We start from the raw sequence: 17,429 nt of genomic DNA on the forward strand, positions 1-17,429 counted from the left end.
TCGCGCTGCAATGGGCGGCACTCGCCATGCTGCTGGTGCTCGCGCTGCTCGCCTGGCAGCCCTGGCCGATCGAATGGCTGCACAGCCGGATGATCGATCCCTGGGCGCAGACCGTGCCGGCGCACTGGTACCTCACCGCCGCGCTGGTGGTCAGCGCGCTCACCTTCCTCATCGTCCGCGTCGCGCTGGCGAAGGACGCCCTGAGGATCGCGCTCGCGCCGGGATCGATGAAGACGCGGCGGGTCCATGCCCGCGCGCTGACGCTGTTCCGCACGGCGGCGGAGAAGCGGACCACGGGATCCACCGGCGTGCTGCTCTACCTGAGCCTAGCCGAACATCGCGCCGAGATCCTGGCGGATTCGGCGATCCATTCGCGCGTCACCCCCGAGGTGTGGGGCGCGGCAATGGCGGCGCTGCTGGCCGAGGTGAAGCAGGACCGCGTCGGCGAGGGCATGGCCGCCGCGGTGGCGCAGATCGGCGTCGTGCTGGCCGAGCATTTCCCGCGCGCCGAGGACGACGTGAACGAGCTTCCCGATCGGCTGATCGAGCTCTAAGGCCCATCCCATGACCGACGAACCGATCGAGACCCCCTGGGCGGGCAAGTGGATCACCGTGCGCCGCCAGGGCAAATGGGAATATGTCGCCCGCGCCCGCGGCATCCGCGCCGTGGTGATCGTCGCGATCGACGAGGAGGACCGGGTGATCCTGGTCGATCAGTATCGCGTGCCGCTGGGCCGCCGCTCGATCGAGCTGCCCGCCGGGCTGGTCGGCGATACCGAGGAAGGCGACACGGTCGAGGCCGCCGCCCGCCGCGAGTTGGCGGAAGAAGCGGGCTATGCCTGCGAGCGCGTCGAAGAACTGGGCGAGTATTTCGCCTCGCCCGGCATGGTCAGCGAGAGCTTCACGCTGGTGCGCGCGCACGGACTGACGCGAATCGGCGAGGGCGGCGGCGTGGATGGCGAGGACATCAACGTCCACCATGTCCCGATGGCCGACCTGCCCGCCTTCATCGCCGATTGCCGCGCGCAGGGCATGGGCGTCGACGTGAAGATGCTGTTGCTCCTCAGCGGCGCGCTGCTGGGGCGCGCCGGCTGAACCGAACGATCAGCGAAAATTGTCGGCGTAGGCCTGCAGCTTGAGCTTGCGCTGCGGCGCCGGCACGACGTGATAGGCATAGCCCTCGCGCTCGGCATAGTCCTTGGCAGCGTCCAGCGTCGGAAAGGACAGCCGGACCTGGTTCGCGGTCTCGCCGCCGCCGGCCCAGCCGGTCAGCGGATCGGGGCGCTGCGGCGTGTGCGGCTCGAACTCGAGAACCCAGTTGTCGGTCCGGGCGCGGCCGGACTGCATCGCGTTCTTGACGCGCTGATAGATGCGAGCGGACTTCATGGGGCCACCCTTTAGCGCGCCCCGCGCGCCCTTGCATCAGCGTTTTTCGTCCGTAGCGTTGCGGAGGCCGCCGCCGGATCCTCGGGCCAGGGATGGCGGGGATAGCGCCCGCGCATTTCCTTGGCGACCGCTGTCCAGCTGCCCTTCCAGAAGCCGGGAAGGTCGCGCGTCGTCTGGATCGGTCGCCCGGCCGGCGAGGTGAGGCTGAGGACCAGCGGCACATTGCCGCCGATCACCGGATGCTCTGCCAGGCCGAACAGCGCCTGTACCCGCACCTCTACGGTCGGGCCTGCTTCGGCGGCATAATCGATCGCATGGCTGGAGCCGGCGGGCGTCTCGAAACGCGCGGGCGCGAGGCGATCGAGCGCCTTCTGCCCGTCCCAGCCGAGCAGATTCTGCAGCGCCTGGGTGAGCGATTCGGGGCTGACCGCATCGAGCCGGCGCTTGCCTTCGAGCGCCGCGGGCAGCCAGTCGTCTAGCGTGGCGAGCAGGGCTCCGTCGGTCAGCGCCTCGATCCCGGCATAGGCGCCACGGGTGCGGAGCGCCTGCGCGGTATCGGACCAGGGGAGCAGGTGGAGGCCGTGGGTCCGCACGCCTTCGAGCAACGCCGATTCGATCTCCGCAGGGGTCGCACCCGAGTCGCTGCCGCCGGACAGGCGCACCGCGCCGAGCCTGCGCTCCCGCAGCGCCTCGATCCGGCCGGTCGCGGGGTCGAAGCTGACGGTACGGCGCGTCTCGATGCGGTCGGCGAACAGCGATTCGACCGTCGCAGCGTCGATCGGCGCGGCGGAGAGGATGCGCGCGCCCGCGGCCATGCCCTGGGTTTCCGCCACCGCCAGCCAGTCGGCGCGGGCGAGCGGCGAAGTCGGGTCGAGCTTGAACCCGCGCCCGCCGACCGACGCCCAAGTCTCACCCGAGCCGTCGCGACGCTTGGCGACGCGGTCGGGGAAGGCCAGCGCGATGCAGAGGGCAACCTCTTCGCCCTGCGCTCCCCCTCCCGCGAGCGGGAGGGGGCCGGGGGGTGGGCCACCGGCATCCGCACCGGAATCGCGCGTGGAGAGCGGGGGCCCACCCCCTAACCCCCTGCCGCTCGCGGGAGCGGGGACCAGCTTGCTCCAGCGTTCCGCCAGCCTTCGCGCATTCTCCGCGCGCTGGCCGCGTTCGCCCTTCCATCGGCGCAGGCGCAGCTCGAGGTCGGCGTCGTTGCCCCCCAGCCCGCGCTCGCCGAGCAGCACCGCCACCTCCGCCGCCGTCCGCGCCAGCCCGCGTTCGCTCGCGCGCACCAGCATGTGCCCGAGTCGGGGCGGCAGCGGCAGGCGGGCGATCGCCTTGCCGTGGTCGGTCGGTCGGCCGTCTTCGTCGATCGCCTCCAGCGCCCCCAGACGCGCCCGCGCCTCGGCAATGGCAGCCTCGGGCGGCGGATCGAGCCAGGCGAGCGCACGCGGATCGGTAACGCCCCACAGTGCGCAATCGAGCATCAGCGCCGACAGATCCGCTTCCAGTATCTCGGGCGGATCGAAGCGCGGCAGTCCCGCCGTCGCCGCCTCTTCCCACAGCCGATAGGCCGTTCCCGGCCCCTGTCGCGCCGCACGGCCCGCGCGCTGGGTGACCGCCGCCTGGCTCGCCCGCTCGGTAACCAGCCGCGTCATCCCCGCCGCCCGGTCGTACCGCGGCCGCCGCGCCAGCCCCGAATCGACCACCACGCGGATGCCGTCGAGCGTCAGCGAGGTCTCTGCGATCGAGGTCGCCAGCACGATCTTGCGCCGCCCTTGCTGGTCGGGCGCGATCGCGGCGCGCTGGGCAGCGGGCTCCAGGCTGCCGTGCAGCCGGTGGAGCACCGCGCCGCCGATATCGCCCAGCCGCTCGGCCGTCCGCTCGATCTCCGCCACGCCGGGCAGGAAGGCGAGGATGCCGCCCTCCTCCTCCCGCAGTGCCTGGCGCACTGCCGCCGCGACCGAGTCCTCGATCCGCGCCTCGGTCGCGCGGCCGAGATGGCGCAGTGTCAGCGGAAAGCTGCGGCCTTCGCTTTCCACCACGGGTGCCGCGCCCATCAGCCCCGAGAAGCGGCTGCCGTCGAGCGTCGCCGACATCGCGACCAGCCGCAGGTCGGGCCGCAACGCGCCTTGCGCATCGAGCGCCAACGCGAGGCCAAAATCGCTGTCGAGGCTGCGCTCATGCACCTCGTCGAACAGCACGGCGGATATGCCCGCGAGCTCGGGATCGGCCTGGATGCGATTGACGAAGATGCCTTCGGTCACGACGGTCACGCGCGTCGCCGCCGAACGTTTCGTATCCATCCGCGTGGCATAGCCGAAGGTCTTGCCGACGCTCTCGCCCGCCAGTGCCGCCATCCGCTCCGCCGCCGCGCGCGCGGCGAGCCTGCGCGGCGAGAGCAGCAGGATCTCGCCGGTGCACCAGGCTTCGCCGAGCAGCGCCGGTGCCACCGCCGTCGTCTTGCCCGCGCCGGGTGGCGCGACCAGCACCGCGTTGCTCGCCCCCCGCAGCGCATCGAGCAGCGCCGGCAAAACAGCGTGGATGGGCAGGGAGGACGTCATCAGGCTGCAACCATTCGGGACAAGCGTGGTTAGGCGGACTCACCGCCAGAGGAGCGCGACATGGCACGAATCCTTTCCCAGTTCACCATCACGCCGGATAGCGACGGCGATTACACACTGCACCTCGAGGACGAGGACGGTGAGACGATCGAAATGACCGCGAGCTACGAGCAGCTCGACCTGATCGTCGAGAGCATCGAGGAGGTGCTCGACATGGACGAGGAAGACGCGCTCGAAGTCGACGAGGACGACGGCGACGAGAAGTCGACCGAAGAATAATCCCCGGGCGGGTCGGCGCGCGTCAGTAGGCGCGCGCCACCGCGAATTCCACCGCCTCGACCATCGCGTCCTTCGCCTCGCAGGCGCGGAAGCCGCCCAGCGCATCGATCGCGCGCTGGCCATAATGGCGGGCGCGCGCCAGCGTATCGTCCACCGCGCGGCAGCTCTGCACCAGCCGGATCGCCTCGGCGAAATCCTCGTCCGAATTGCGGCGGCCCGAAATCGCTTCCTTCCAGAAGCCGCGTTCCGTCTCGTTGCCGCGCGCATAGGCGAGAATCACCGGCAGGGTCATCTTGCCTTCGCGGAAATCGTCGCCGGCATCCTTGCCCATGGTCGACGCGTCCGAGACATAGTCGATCGCGTCGTCGACCAGCTGGAAGGCGATGCCGAGATTGCGGCCATAGGCGTCGAGCGCCATTTCCTCCGTCTCGGGACGCTCGGCCACCACGCCCGCGATGCGGCAGGCGGCGGCGAACAGCGCGGCGGTCTTGGCGCCGATGATGTCGAGATAGCGATCCTCGGAAAGGTCGATCCGGCGCACCGCGGTGAGCTGGTTGACCTCGCCCTCGGCAATGATCGCGCTGGCGCCCGACAGGATGCGGAGTGCCTTGAGGCTCTCCGCCTCGACCATCAGCTCGAACGAGCGGCTGAACAGGAAGTCGCCGACCAGTACGCTGGCCGGATTGCCCCAGATGATGTTGGCGGTGCGGCGACCCCGGCGCAGGTCCGAGCTGTCGACCACGTCGTCATGGAGCAGGGTCGCGGTGTGGATGAACTCCACCGCGGCGGCCAGCTTGTGGTGGCGGGTGCCGGCATAGCCGAGCAGCCGCGCGCTCGCGAGCGTCAGCATCGGCCGCATCCGCTTGCCGCCGCCGGCGATCAGATGGCCGGCAAGCTCCGGAATCAGCGGGATTTCCGACTGCATGCGATCGAGGATCACCGCGTTCACCAGGTTCATGTCCTGGGCGACCAGCGCCATGATCGGATCGAGCGAGGGCTGGGTTCGCGACCCCAGGCGATGGACGGTAGCGCTCATATGCAGGTGCCTCTGGCCTTTGTGCATTGCAAAGGCAAGAGGCGCTTGCATGGCCGTGCCGCAGCGGCAAAAGAGACTTCCATGACCGACGCGACGCTGACCCGCTTCCGCCAGAGCATCGACAATATCGATGCGGCGCTCGTCTTCATGCTCGCCGAGCGGTTCAAGGTGACCCAGGCGGTGGGACGCTACAAGGCCGAGGCCGGGCTGCCCCCGGCCGATCCGGGCCGGGAAGAGGCGCAGATCGCAAGGCTGCGCGCGCTGGCGCAGGATGCCGATCTCGACCCCGAATTCTCCGAGAAGTTCCTGCGCTTCATCATCGACGAGGTGATCCGGCATCATCGCCAGGCGCAGGAAGCGGGCGCCGACGCCGGAACCCCGGGGGCCTGACTCCGTTGCTGGGCGTGACACCCAAGGGGGCAAGCGCTTGAGCGACGATTACCTGATCTTCCGGCCCGACGATGTCGACCTCACCCGCTCGCCGCTGCGGGCGGGCGTCGACGCGCGGACCTATGTCCTCGGCGCCTTCAACCCCGGTTTCACGCGGCTGCCGAACGGCAATCTGCTGCTGATGGTGCGTGTGGCGGAAGCCCTGCGCGATCCGGTGGTGGACGGCCATGCGCGAGCGATTCGCTGGACTCCGTCCGGCTATGTGCTGGACGGGCATGCAGTGGCTGGACTCGACATGGACGATCCGCGCCAGTTCGCCCTCAAGGAGCGAACCCCGCGGCTGCTCGGGCTCACCTCGCTGTCCTGGCTGCTGCCGGTGGAGCTCGACGCCGATGCCCGCACAGTGGTGGCGGTGCATTACGACAAGGCAATCGCGCCCTCGGCGAGCTATCTCGATTACGGCGTCGAGGATGCGCGGATCACGCGGATCGACGGCACCTACTGGATGACCGTGTGCGGTGTCTCCGCCGAACGGCACTGCACGGCCATGTACCGCTCGACGAACGGGCTGGACTGGGAGCTGCTCGGGGTCGTGCTCGACCACCAGAACAAGGACATGATCCTGTTCGAGGGGCGGATCGGCGGGTTTTTCCACGCACTCACCCGGCCGCTGGGCGAGGTCTATTTCGCCTATCCGGACGACTCGCCCTGGCTGGGTGGCCCCTCGATCAATCTCGCCCGCTCGCCCGACGGACTGCACTGGAAGCCACTGGACCAGCCCGGCCTCCGCGCGCGCAAGGGATCTACCTCCAACCAGCGGATCGGCGGCGGCAGCCAGCCGGTGCTGACCGATGCGGGCTGGCTGCTCATCTATCACGGCGTGGAGAAGCGAGAGTCGGTCGGAATCTATCGCAGCTTCTGGGCGCTGCTCGACCGCGACGATCCCAGCGTGATCCTGCGACAAGAAGATGCGGTGCCGTTGCTCGAGGCCGATCCCGCGCTGACCGCGGACATCGCGCACCAGCTCTATCTGCCGACGCCGGTGGTGTTCACCACGGGGCTGGTCGATGCCGGCGATCGCTACATCGTCGCGAGCGGCGAGGCGGATCTGGCCTGCCGCATCACCCATATCCCGAAGGAACGCTTCCGATGACCGAACCGCTGTGGTGGCAGAAGGGCGTGATCTACCAGGTCTATCCGCGGTCGTACGCCGATTCGAACGGCGACGGGATCGGCGATCTGGCGGGCGTCGCCGCGCGGCTCGACTATCTGGTCGATCTCGGTGTCGACGCGGTGTGGCTGTCGCCGATCTTCCCCTCTCCGATGGCCGATTTCGGCTATGACGTGGCGGACTATCGCGGGATCGATCCGCGCTTCGGCACGCTCGCGGATTTCGATGCGCTTCGCGACGCCGCGCATGCCCGCGGCCTCAAGCTGCTGCTCGATTTCGTGCCGAACCACAGCTCGAGCGAGCACCCCTGGTTCCTCGAAAGCCGCGCCTCCCGCGAGAACCCTAAGCGCGACTGGTATATCTGGCGCGACGCCGCACCCGATGGCGGGCCGCCCAACAACTGGCAGAGCTATTTCGGCGGCAGCGCCTGGGAATGGGATGCGGCCACCGGCCAATATTATCTCCACCAGTTCCTCAAGGAGCAGCCCGAGCTCAACTGGCGCAACCCGGATCTGCGCGCCGCGATGCTGGAGGCGATGCGCTTCTGGTTCGATCGCGGCGTCGACGGGTTCCGCATCGACGTGCTGTGGCTGGCGATCAAGCATCCCGACTTCCCCGACAATCCCGCAAATCCCGCCTGGCGCGAGGGGATGCAGGACATCGAGCGGCTGCTGCCCGCCCATTCGGCCGACCAGCCCGAGATGATGGAAATCATCGCGGCGATGCGCGACGTGACGGATGCCTATCCCGAGCGGGTGCTGATCGGCGAGATCTATCTGCCGATCCCGCGCCTCGTCGCCTATTATGGCGCGCGCGGGAACGGGGTGCATCTGCCCTTCAACTTCCATCTGCTCGACGCGACATGGGACGCGGCGGCGCTCGCTCGGTTGATCGCCGAGTATGAGGGTGCGCTGCCGGCAGGCGGCTGGCCCAACTGGGTGCTCGGCAACCACGACAAGCCGCGGGTCGCCTCGCGGGTTGGCCCAGAACAGGCGGCGGTTGCGATGATGCTGCTGCTCACCCTGCGCGGCACCCCGACATTGTACCAGGGTGACGAGCTGGGCATGCCCAACGTGCCGATCCCGCCCGAACGGGTGCAGGACCCGCAGGCGCTCCGCGAGCCCGATACCGCCTTCAACCGCGACGAGGTCCGCACGCCGATGCCGTGGGATGCCAGCGCGCATGCCGGATTCAGCACGGTGGAGCCCTGGTTGCCGCTCAACCCGGACTGGGCGGAACGCAACGTGATGGCGCAGCGGGACGACGCAGGCTCGATGTTGGCCTTCACCCGCGCGCTGCTCCAGCTGCGGCGGGCGCATTCTGCACTGTCGGTGGGGAGCTGGCATGCCGTGTCGAGCGACGGCGCGGTGCTGGCGTACGAACGGCGGCACGGCGCGGATCGCGTGCTGGTCGCGCTCAACCTGTCAGATGCGCCGCAGGCGCTGGCGCTGCCGGACTGGGCCGTGACGCTCGCCCCCGTGCTCACCACGCCCCATCACGACCTTCGTGCGGAGGGCGCCACCCTCCTCCTCGCCCCGAACCAAGGCATTCTGCTCCTATGATCATCCTCCCCATATGAAGATCGCCATGCTCGCGCCGATCGCCTGGCGCACCCCGCCGCGGCATTATGGCCCGTGGGAGCTGGTGACGAGCCTGCTTACGGAGGCGCTGGTCGCCAAGGGCGTCGACGTCACCCTGTTCGCCACCCAGGATTCGGTCACCACCGCCCGCCTCGCCGGCGTGGTGCCGCGCGGTTACGAGGAAGATCCGGCGATCGACGCGAAGGTGTGGGAATATGCCCATCAATCGCATCTCTTCGCCCGTGCGTCCGAGTTCGACCTGATCCACAACCAGGCCGATTTCCCCGCGCACGCCTATGCACCGCTGATCGACACGCCGATGGTCACCACCATCCACGGCTTCTCTTCCGAACGCATCCTGCCGATGTACAAGCCCTTCGAGGAGCGCGTGCACTATGTCGCGATCTCCGATGCCGATCGGCGCCCGGCACTGCGCTATGCCGCGACCATCCACCACGGCATCCCGCTGGACGACTTCGCCTTCGACGCGACCGGGAGCGAAGACCTGCTGTTCTTCGGCCGGATGCACCCGGACAAGGGCGCGGCGGAGGCGATCGCCGTCGCCCAGGCGGCGGGGCGGCGGCTGAACCTCTACGGCATCGTCCAGGACCAGGGCTATTTCGAGCGCGACGTGCAGCCGCACCTCGATGACCATATCGTCTACCACGGCCCCGTGGGTGGCGAGGAGCGCATTCGGGCCCTCGGCCATGCCCGTGCGCTCCTCCACCTGATCAACTTCGACGAACCGTTCGGCCTGTCGGTGATCGAGGCGATGGCGTGCGGCACGCCGGTGATCGCGATCCGCCGCGGATCGATGCCCGAGCTGATCGACGACGGCGCCACCGGCTTGCTCGTCCGCTCGGCCGAGGAGGCGGTGGAAGCAGTCGACCGGGTCGCCGCGATCGACCGCGCGGACTGCCGCCGCGCGGTGGAAGCGCGCTTCTCGGTGGAGGCGATGGCCGATGCCTATATCGCGCTCTACCGGCGTATCCTGGAACGGTAGCTCAGCGCACCCCGAGCAGGGTCAGCGCGCGGGCCAGGTCGGCCTGGCGGAACGGCTTGGGAAGATGCGCATAATCGCGGCCCAGCCCTTCGACATCGGCATAGCCCGAGACGATCAGCGTCGGCACCTCCCCCAGCCGGGTGCGCACCTCGCGCGCCAGCTCGGTGCCGGTCATGCCCGGCATCAGATGGTCGGTCAGCAGCAGGTCGGGCACCAGCCCCTGGTCGAGCATCCGCAGCGCCGCCTCGGCCGAATCCGCCGGCTGCACCTGGTAGCCGAGCGCGCGCAGCATCTCGGCCGCGGTGCCGCGTACGATCTCCTCATCGTCGACCAGCAGCACCATGCCGGCACCGTCATGCGGTTCGTGCCGGGGCGCCGCTTCGGCGATCTTGAGCGCGTCGCCGCTCACCGGCAGCCACAGCTCGACAACCGTACCCGCGCCCGGCTTGCTCTGGAGCCCCATGGTGCCGCCGAGCTGGCTGGCGAGCCCGTGCACCATCGACAGGCCCAGCCCGGTGCCGCGCCCCACCCCCTTGGTGGAGAAGAACGGCTCGATCGCACGCGCCAGCGTCGCTTCGTCCATGCCGAGCCCGGTGTCCCGCACCGCCAGGCGGACATAGCTCCCCTCCGCGAGCGGCTGCGGCGCCTCCGCCGCGCCGCCAAGCCCCAGCCGCACCTCGAGCGCGCCGCCTTCCGGCATCGCATCGCGCGCGTTCACCGCGAGGTTGAGCAGCGCCATTTCCAGCTGGTTGGCGTCGGCATGCGCCGGCGGCAGCGCCCCGGGCTTGGAGACCGACAGCGCGATCTTGGGGCCCAGGGTGCTGGCGAGCAGCGGCACCATGCCGTCGACCAGCGCGATCATGTCTACCGGCGCGGGCTGGAGCGGCTGGCGACGGGCGAAGGCGAGCAGCCGCTGGACCAGCGTGCTCGCCCGCTCCGCCGAGCGCAGTGCGCCATCGAGCAGCCGGTGGAGCACCGGGTCGTCGCCGCGCTTGCGCAGGATCAGGTCGAGGCTGCCGATGATCGGGGTGAGCAGGTTGTTGAAATCGTGCGCGACCCCGCCGGTCAGCTGGCCCATGGCCTCCATCTTCTGGCTCTGGCGCAGCGCCGCCTCGGCCTCGCGCAGCGCGTCGGTGCGGTCCTCGACGCGGCGCTCCAGCGTCTCGTTGGCGGCGCGGACGTCGGCGAGCAGCCGGGCATTGTCGATGGCGACGGCTGCCTGCGCGGCAAGGCTCTGCGCCAGTTCCTCGTGCCGGGCGGTAAAGCGCCCCGCCTGCGGGTGGCCGAACAGCAGCCCGCCGAGCACCGATCGATCGCGCGAAACCACCGGCACGCCCAGATAGCTGGTGATCACCGGATGGCCGGCCGGCATGCCGTGATGGGGCGCGTTGAGACCATATTCCGGTTCGCGCGTCACGTCGTCCGAGCGGATGACCACGTTGCGGAAGATGGGACCGAGGATGCCGGTGGCGCGCGGTCGCCCGAGCCGCTCGAACCGGCTGCGGTCCTCACCGGAAAGCGTGAAGAGGTGCAGCCGCTCGCCGCTTTCATCCATCACATTGTGGAAGAAGGCGCCGACACTGGCGCCGGTCAGCTCCACCCCGGCATCGGTGAGCATCTGGACCAGCCGTTCGAGATCATGTTCGGCCGAAAGCGCCGCGCCGACCCGGTTGAGCGTTACCAGCGCGCGTTCGGCGTTGCGCTCCTCGCTGACATCCTCGCAGGATATGGCGATCTGGTGGACCGTACCGCTCTCGTCATAGACCGGTACCCAGTTCTGCCGCCAGGTCGACATGCCATCGGGCCGCCCCCTAGTCGGCCCGGTGATCTCGATGTTCAGCAGTGGCTCGCCCGCAAGCACCTTCTGCAGCGCCGCCACGACCTGGTCGGTCAGGTCGGGCACGATCTCGCTGACATGCCGGCCGATATGGTCGGCGACCGGCAGGCCGTTCCATTCCGCCAGCTGACGATTGATCCGGATATAGCGGAGATTCGTATCGAGCACCGCCAGGCCTACCGGCGAATTGTCGTACATCACCGCCAGCTCGTGGGTCTGCTCGCGGGCCCGCGCCTCGCTCGCCCGCAGTGCCGCCTCGCTCTCGCGCAGCCGCTGCTCGGCCTTCACCCGTTCGGTGGTCTCGGTGAGAATGCACAGCACCCCGCCGATCGACCCATCGGGTTCGCGCAGCGGCGAGCAGGAAATGTCGAAATGCACCGTCTCGCGGAAGCCGCGCCGGTCGATCCGGAAGGGGCGATCCTCGGCCGCGAAGGTCTCGCCAGTCGTGCGGACGCTTGCGATCAGCGGCTCGAGATCGCTCCACCAGTCGCTGCCGTGAAGCGCGCCCGGCGCACCCAGCGCCGCGGGATGGCGATCGCCGAGGAGTTTGGCATAGGCAGGGTTGTAGATCGCGATCGCCCCTGCTGCCCAGAAGATCGCTACCGGGATCCCCGGCGGCAACAGCAACGCCGCGGACAGGCGCAGGCCCGGCGGCCATGCATCCGGGGCCCCGAGCGACGATTGCGCCCAGTCGCGCGCGGCGGCGAGTGCCGCCAGCGTCGGATCGGCCGGGCTCGTCACAGGGGCATCGGATCCGGCATCAACCCTCCGCCGGAACGATCGGATTGATGGCGCGGCGTGGATCGGGCGCACGCCGGTCCAGTGCCGAGCGGATCCGGTCCGCGAGCTGCTCGCGGCGATAGGGCTTGCCGATCACGTCCAGATTGGTGCCGCGCGGAATGTCGGCGACGAGATCCTCGTTGTAGCCGGTGGTCATCAGTACCGGCGTATCGGGATGCGTGGCGCGGAACTGCTCGACCAGCTCGAGCCCACTCATCCCCCCCGGCATCACGATGTCGGTGAACAGCAGGTCGATTGCCTCGGTCTTCAGCCGCTCCAGCGCTTCCTCGCCGCTGGCGGCCTGCAGGACGCGGTACCCCATCGCCGCAAGCTGCTCATGCGCCAGCGCGCGGACGTCGTCGCTGTCCTCGACCAGCAGAATGGTCTCGCTGCCCCCGGCGACGCCGCGACCGGCCGCATGGCGGGGCGTGGGCGGCGGTACGGCACCGGCAGCTGCATTGGCCGTCGGGAACAGCATGCGAATCTCGGTTCCTTCCCCCGGCACGCTGTCGATCTCCAGCCGCCCCAGCGATTGCTGGACGAAACCGTGCACCATCGCAAGCCCCAGCCCGGTGCCGCGCTCCGCGCCCTTGGTGGTGAAGAAGGGCTCGGTCGCGCGGCGGCGAACCTCCTCGTCCATCCCCGTGCCTTCGTCGCGAATGGTGAGGACGACGTAATCGCCCTCCGGCAGCTGGTGCTTGGCCGCGTCGCCGTTGAGCTTCCACAATCGGGTGGCAATGGTCACCGTGCCGCCCTTGGGCATCGCGTCGCGGGCATTGAGCAGCACGTTGAGGATCGCCATTTCGAGATGGGTCGGATCGACATGCACGGCTGGCAGCCGCCGTTCCAGCGCAGTCACCAGCCGGATCTGCGCGCCAACCGTGTTGTCGAGCAGGTCGCCGAACTCGTGGATAAGCTGGTTCATCTCCACCCGCTTCGGCTCCAGCCGCGTCTTGCGGGCGAAGGCGAGCAGCTGGCGGGTGAGTTTCGATCCACGATCGGCCGCCCGTGCGGCGTTGCTCAGCAGCCGCTGCTGCCGCTCGTCGTCGACCTGATTGAGGACGATGTCGACATTGCCGGAAACGACCTGGAGCAGGTTGTTGAAGTCGTGCGCCAGCCCCGCGGTGAGCTGGCCGATCGCCTCCATCTTCTGCGCCTGGCGAAAGGCCTGTTCGGATTGTCGGCGGCGGGTAACGTCGAGCTGGCTGGCGAAGAAATAGATCAGCTCGCCGTCCGGATCGAGCACCGGCGCGATGAACACCGCGTTCCAGAAGGGCGATCCGTCGCGGCGATAGTTGATCACCTCGATCGCCAGCGCTTCCTCGGCTTCCACCGCCGCCCGCATCTCCGCCACCGCATCGCGATCCGTCTCCGCGCCCTGGAGGAAGCGGCAGTTGCGGCCGAGGATCTCGCTTTCCTCATAGCCGGTCAGGTCGAGAAAGGCCTTGTTGGCGAAGACGATGGGATTGTCGTCCTGACGCGGATCGGTGAGGATCATCGGCATCCGCGTCATCTGGAGCGCAGCGAAGAACACCGTGCTGCGATCGCCCAGGCCGGGCGTGCCGATGATCGCGCGCTGCCAATGATGGGTGGGATGGTTGCCCGTGGGGCTGTAGCTGGTCGAATCCTTCAGGTTTTCGGCCGCTTCTCCGATAGCCGCCGGCTTCTGCTCGTCGTCATGCTGCACGCGCGTTTCTTCCTTATGGTCGCACCAACCCGGCCAACCAATGCACGGGCTGCCGTTTCGGTTGCGAACCTTTTGGAAGTGTTGAAGAAATCTTCAGCCGCGACGCCAGTCCAGCGCCGTCCAGCCGCGCTCGCGCGCCAATCTGGCCAAGGGCCCATGCGCATTGACGGCGAACGCCTCGTCCGCCCAGCCGAGCAGCGGCGCGTCGGAAACATGGTCCGAATAGGCGCGGACATGACAATCGGCGCGGTGCTGTCCCCGAGCCGCCAACCAATTTTCGATCATATGGAGCTTTACGGGCCCGTAACAGTTCTCGCCCTCGAGTTCGGAGAGAATATGCCCCTGCCCATCCCGCTTCGCATTGGTGGCAATCACGTCGTCGAAGCCCAGCCGCTTGCCGATCGCTTCGGCATAATAGCGGTGCGAGGCGGTGGCCATGACCAGCCGGTAGCCGGCGGCGCGATCGGCCTCGATCTGCGCACGGGCACCCTGCAGCACGCCCTTCTGCAGCTCCAGCTCGGCAAAGGCCTCGGCCACCGCGGTCATTTCCGCCGGCGCCAGCGCCCGGCCGAGCAGCAGCCGGTGCGACAGGCGCTTCAGCCCTGCACGGTCGATGCGGCGGACAAGATAGGCCATGCCCCCCAGCCCCACCACGGGGAACAGCCCGAGCCGCCAGGGCGCGCGAGTCCGGGCGACGTGCAGCAGGAACCGCGTCCAGGTGGGTTTCGCGGTGATGGTCTTGTCCATGTCGTAGATGGCGAGGCGTTGCATTGCGCCCTCTAGCCACGGGAGAACTTGCCGTTCCAGTCGGAATCGCGGAAAGGGGTGGTCGATGAGGGGACCTGCCGACTTCGAACGCTCCGACAGCAACGGCGAAGCGGTGCTCCGCTTCTCCGGCAATCTTTCGCTCGCCTGCCTTGGCGACCTGGCCGACCGGCTCGACGCCGTCGACGGCCCGGTTGCCCGGCTGGACCTGAGCGCGGTGGGCCGCATGGACACGGTAGGCGCCTGGGTCGTCCATCGCTTCGCCCGCGATCGCGGTGCCACGATCGAAGGGCTCAACACGGACGAGCAGCACCTGCTCGATCAGGTGATCGCCGCCGAACACCCGATCCAGCTTCCCCCGCCACCGCCCGGCTCATTCACCCGCGCGCTGGACGAGATCGGCAAGGCGGTCCTCAATTCCGGCCATACGCTGTACGGCCTGCTCGGCTTCATGGGCGCCACGGTGGTCTCGCTGTGGCACGTGATCCGCCATCCCAGCCGCTTCCGCTTCAACGCGACGGTGCAGCGGTTCGAGGTGGTGGGCGTCGGCGCGCTGGGCATCATCGCGCTGATGAGCTTCCTGATCGGGATCGTCATCGCGCAGCAGGGATCGGTGCAGCTGCGCCAGTTCGGCGCGGAGATCTACACGATCAATCTGCTCGGCCGTATCACCCTGCGCGAACTCGGCATCCTGATGACCGCGATCATGATCGCCGGCCGATCGGGCTCGGCCTTCGCCGCACAGATCGGCACGATGAAGCTCACCGAAGAAATCGACGCGATGCGCACCATCGGCGTTTCGCCGATGGAGGCGCTGGTGCTGCCGCGCGTCTTCGCGGTGGTGTTCATGCTGCCGCTGCTCGGCTTCTATTCCTCGGTCATCGCCATCGCCGGCGGCGGCCTGCTGTGCTGGGTGGACCTCGGCATCCCGCCGATCACCTTCATCCAGCGCGTGCGCGAAGTGGTGCCGATCACCGATCTGTGGGTCGGGCTGGTCAAGGCGCCGGTGTTCGGCGCGATCATCGCCATCGCCGGCTGCTTCCACGGCATGCAGGTGGAAAGCGACGCCGAGCAGGTCGGCAAGCGCACCACCACCGCGGTGGTCCAGGCGATCTTCCTGGTGATCGTGCTCGATGCGTTCTTCGCGGTGTTCTTCACCAATGTGGGCTGGATATGAGCGACGCGGCAGACGCCCCCGAAAGCATCATCCGCGTCCGCGGCCTGCGCAACGGCTTCGGCGACCAGCTCGTCCATGACGGGCTGGACCTCGACGTGCGGCGCGGCGAGATCCTCGGCGTGGTCGGCGGGTCGGGCACCGGCAAGTCGGTGCTGATGCGCTCGATCATCGGGCTCCAGTCGCCGCTCGACGGCACGGTGGAGGTGTTCGGCGAGAACACCGTCGGCCGCGACGAGACCGAGGCGCTGGAGATCCGCAAGCGCTGGGGCATCCTGTTCCAGGGCGGCGCGCTGTTCTCGACGCTGACCGTTTCCGAGAACGTCCAGGTGCCGCTCAAGGAATTCTATCCCAGGCTCGACCCTGCGCTGCTGGAGGAAATCGCCGCCTACAAGGTGGTGATGACCGGCCTGCCGCCCGAGGCGGGCCCCAAATATCCGGCCGAGCTGTCCGGCGGCATGAAGAAGCGCGCCGGCCTGGCGCGGGCGCTGGCACTCGATCCCGAGCTGCTGTTCCTCGACGAGCCCACCGCCGGGCTCGATCCGATCGGCGCAGCGGCGTTCGACGAGCTGACCGCCTCGCTCCAGAAGACGCTGGGGCTCACCGTGTTCCTGATCACCCATGATCTCGACACGCTCTATGCCATCTGCGACCGCGTCGCGGTGCTGGCGGACAAGCGGGTGATCGCGGTGGGCACGATCCCGGAACTGCTGGCGTTGGATCATCCGTGGATCCAGGAATATTTCAACGGACCGCGCGGACGTGCTGCGGTCGCGGGCCCGAACCGGCCGGCGCATGAGGATAAGAGGGGCTGATGGAAACGCGTTCCAATCATGTGCTGGTCGGCGCGGTGGTGCTGATCCTGCTCGCCGTGCTCTGCCTGTTCATCGTCTGGCTGTCGCGGCTGGGCGGCGGTGACGAGCAGCAGTACGACATCTTCTTCAAGCAGTCGGTCGATGGCCTCAGCCCCGGTTCGTCGGTGAGCTTCTCGGGCGTGCCGGCAGGCCAGGTGAAGGAAATCCAGTTCTGGCGCCCCGATCCCAGCCTGGTGCGCGTGCGCATCAGCGTACGGCCCGACGTGCCGATCCTGGAAGGCACCAACGCCACCATTCAGGGCAGCTTCACCGGTCCCAGCACCGTGCAGCTGGACGGCGCCGTCAAGGGCCAGCCGCCGATCGAGTGCCCCAAGGACAATCCCCGCGCGGCCTGCCCGCTCGGCGTGCCCGTGATCCCGACCAAGCAGGGCGGCCTCGGCGCACTGCTCAGCTCGGCACCCAAGCTGCTCGAGCGGCTGACCACCCTCACCGAGCGCGTGTCGGACCTGCTTGATGCCAAGAACCAGGCTTCGATCTCGGGCATCCTCGCCAACACCAACCGCCTGACCAAGTCGCTGGCGGATCGCGGGCCGGAGATCGCCGCGACGCTCGCCGAGACGCGGGTCGCGATCCAGCAGGCGGGTGCCGCCGCGCAACAGATCGGCCAGCTTGCCGAGACGACCAACAGCATGATGGCCAACGACATCAAGCCGACCATCGCCAATCTCAACGCCACGATCAGTTCGGCGCGCAAAAGCGTCGAGACACTGGATGCGGCCATTGGCGATGCGCGGCCCGGCCTGCAGACCTTCTCCAACAAGACCATGCCCGAGGTCGGCCAGCTCGTGCAGGATCTGCGCGAAATGTCGCTGGCACTGACCAACGTCGCGCACAAGCTGGATCAGGGGGGCGCCTCCAGCCTGATCTCGGCGCCCGCGCTGCCCACCTACAAGCCGAAGAAGTGAGGTTCC

16 protein-coding genes are annotated in these 17,429 nt (G+C 68.7%); 10 read left to right on the plus strand and 6 right to left on the minus strand.

Annotated elements, in window-relative coordinates; genetic code table 11:
- On the plus strand, window positions 1-554 hold a 554-nt coding region (locus tag KK7_RS0108020), incomplete at its 5' end, for a TPM domain-containing protein (protein WP_010544126.1).
- Between the two features lie 10 nt (window positions 555-564).
- Window positions 565-1,095 (plus strand): NUDIX hydrolase, encoded by a 531-nt coding sequence (locus KK7_RS0108025; RefSeq protein WP_010544127.1) that lies wholly within the window; start codon window positions 565-567, stop codon window positions 1,093-1,095.
- A gap of 9 nt (window positions 1,096-1,104) precedes the next feature.
- On the opposite strand, the gene KK7_RS0108030 is transcribed toward KK7_RS0108025, so the two are convergent.
- Together KK7_RS0108030 and hrpB are read right to left on the minus strand one after the other, a co-directional pair.
- Window positions 1,105-1,386, minus strand: a complete 282-nt coding sequence (locus KK7_RS0108030) for an ETC complex I subunit (protein WP_010544128.1) — start codon at window positions 1,384-1,386, stop codon at window positions 1,105-1,107.
- Between the two features lie 11 nt (window positions 1,387-1,397).
- The gene (hrpB, locus tag KK7_RS0108035; RefSeq protein WP_029623064.1) at window positions 1,398-3,941 is read right to left on the minus strand and encodes an ATP-dependent helicase HrpB; all 2,544 of its coding nucleotides are present in this window, start codon (window positions 3,939-3,941) and stop codon (window positions 1,398-1,400) included.
- A 60-nt stretch (window positions 3,942-4,001) separates the two neighbouring features.
- On the opposite strand from hrpB, the gene KK7_RS0108040 reads away from it, so the two are divergent.
- Window positions 4,002-4,220 (plus strand): hypothetical protein, encoded by a 219-nt coding sequence (locus KK7_RS0108040; RefSeq protein ID WP_010544130.1) that lies wholly within the window; start codon window positions 4,002-4,004, stop codon window positions 4,218-4,220.
- A gap of 22 nt (window positions 4,221-4,242) precedes the next feature.
- Here the strand turns inward: KK7_RS0108040 and KK7_RS0108045 are convergent, their stop codons facing one another.
- Window positions 4,243-5,256: a polyprenyl synthetase family protein gene (locus KK7_RS0108045; RefSeq protein ID WP_010544131.1), complete on the minus strand. Its 1,014-nt coding sequence runs from the start codon at window positions 5,254-5,256 to the stop codon at window positions 4,243-4,245.
- A gap of 81 nt (window positions 5,257-5,337) precedes the next feature.
- On the opposite strand from KK7_RS0108045, the gene KK7_RS0108050 reads away from it, so the two are divergent.
- Genes KK7_RS0108050 through KK7_RS0108065 form a run of 4 tightly spaced genes read left to right on the plus strand, consistent with a single transcriptional unit; the run spans window position 5,338 to window position 9,400 of the window.
- Window positions 5,338-5,646 (plus strand): chorismate mutase, encoded by a 309-nt coding sequence (locus tag KK7_RS0108050; RefSeq protein WP_010544132.1) that lies wholly within the window; start codon window positions 5,338-5,340, stop codon window positions 5,644-5,646.
- Between the two features lie 37 nt (window positions 5,647-5,683).
- Entirely contained in the window at window positions 5,684-6,799 is a 1,116-nt protein-coding gene (locus KK7_RS0108055; protein ID WP_010544133.1) for a glycoside hydrolase family 130 protein, read from the plus strand.
- Window positions 6,796-8,379, plus strand: a complete 1,584-nt coding sequence (locus tag KK7_RS0108060) for an alpha-amylase family glycosyl hydrolase (protein WP_010544134.1) — start codon at window positions 6,796-6,798, stop codon at window positions 8,377-8,379. The genes KK7_RS0108055 and KK7_RS0108060 overlap by 4 nt, the downstream gene beginning before the upstream one ends.
- 13 nt (window positions 8,380-8,392) lie before the next feature.
- Window positions 8,393-9,400: a glycosyltransferase family 4 protein gene (locus KK7_RS0108065; RefSeq protein WP_010544135.1), complete on the plus strand. Its 1,008-nt coding sequence runs from the start codon at window positions 8,393-8,395 to the stop codon at window positions 9,398-9,400.
- A 1-nt stretch (window position 9,401) separates the two neighbouring features.
- Here the strand turns inward: KK7_RS0108065 and KK7_RS0108070 are convergent, their stop codons facing one another.
- From KK7_RS0108070 to KK7_RS0108080, 3 genes are all read right to left on the minus strand, one after another.
- Window positions 9,402-11,978: a PAS domain-containing protein gene (locus tag KK7_RS0108070; RefSeq protein ID WP_010544136.1), complete on the minus strand. Its 2,577-nt coding sequence runs from the start codon at window positions 11,976-11,978 to the stop codon at window positions 9,402-9,404.
- Between the two features lie 19 nt (window positions 11,979-11,997).
- Window positions 11,998-13,704, minus strand: a complete 1,707-nt coding sequence (locus KK7_RS0108075; RefSeq protein WP_010544137.1) for a histidine kinase famiy protein — start codon at window positions 13,702-13,704, stop codon at window positions 11,998-12,000.
- A gap of 93 nt (window positions 13,705-13,797) precedes the next feature.
- On the minus strand, window positions 13,798-14,475 hold the full coding sequence (locus KK7_RS0108080) for an HAD family hydrolase (protein ID WP_010544138.1): 678 nt from the start codon (window positions 14,473-14,475) through the stop codon (window positions 13,798-13,800).
- A 61-nt stretch (window positions 14,476-14,536) separates the two neighbouring features.
- On the opposite strand from KK7_RS0108080, the gene KK7_RS0108085 reads away from it, so the two are divergent.
- From KK7_RS0108085 to KK7_RS0108095, 3 genes are read left to right on the plus strand one after another with little or no spacing between them, the layout of a single operon-like run.
- Entirely contained in the window at window positions 14,537-15,646 is a 1,110-nt protein-coding gene (locus KK7_RS0108085) for an ABC transporter permease (protein WP_010544139.1), read from the plus strand.
- On the plus strand, window positions 15,643-16,458 hold the full coding sequence (locus KK7_RS20345) for an ABC transporter ATP-binding protein (RefSeq protein ID WP_010544140.1): 816 nt from the start codon (window positions 15,643-15,645) through the stop codon (window positions 16,456-16,458). The genes KK7_RS0108085 and KK7_RS20345 overlap by 4 nt, the downstream gene beginning before the upstream one ends.
- On the plus strand, window positions 16,458-17,423 hold the full coding sequence (locus KK7_RS0108095) for an MlaD family protein (protein WP_010544141.1): 966 nt from the start codon (window positions 16,458-16,460) through the stop codon (window positions 17,421-17,423). The genes KK7_RS20345 and KK7_RS0108095 overlap by 1 nt, the downstream gene beginning before the upstream one ends.
- Window positions 17,424-17,429: the final 6 nt, after the last annotated feature.

Source organism: Sphingomonas elodea ATCC 31461 (assembly GCF_000226955.1).
GTDB classification, from domain to species: Bacteria; Pseudomonadota; Alphaproteobacteria; order Sphingomonadales; family Sphingomonadaceae; genus Sphingomonas; species Sphingomonas elodea.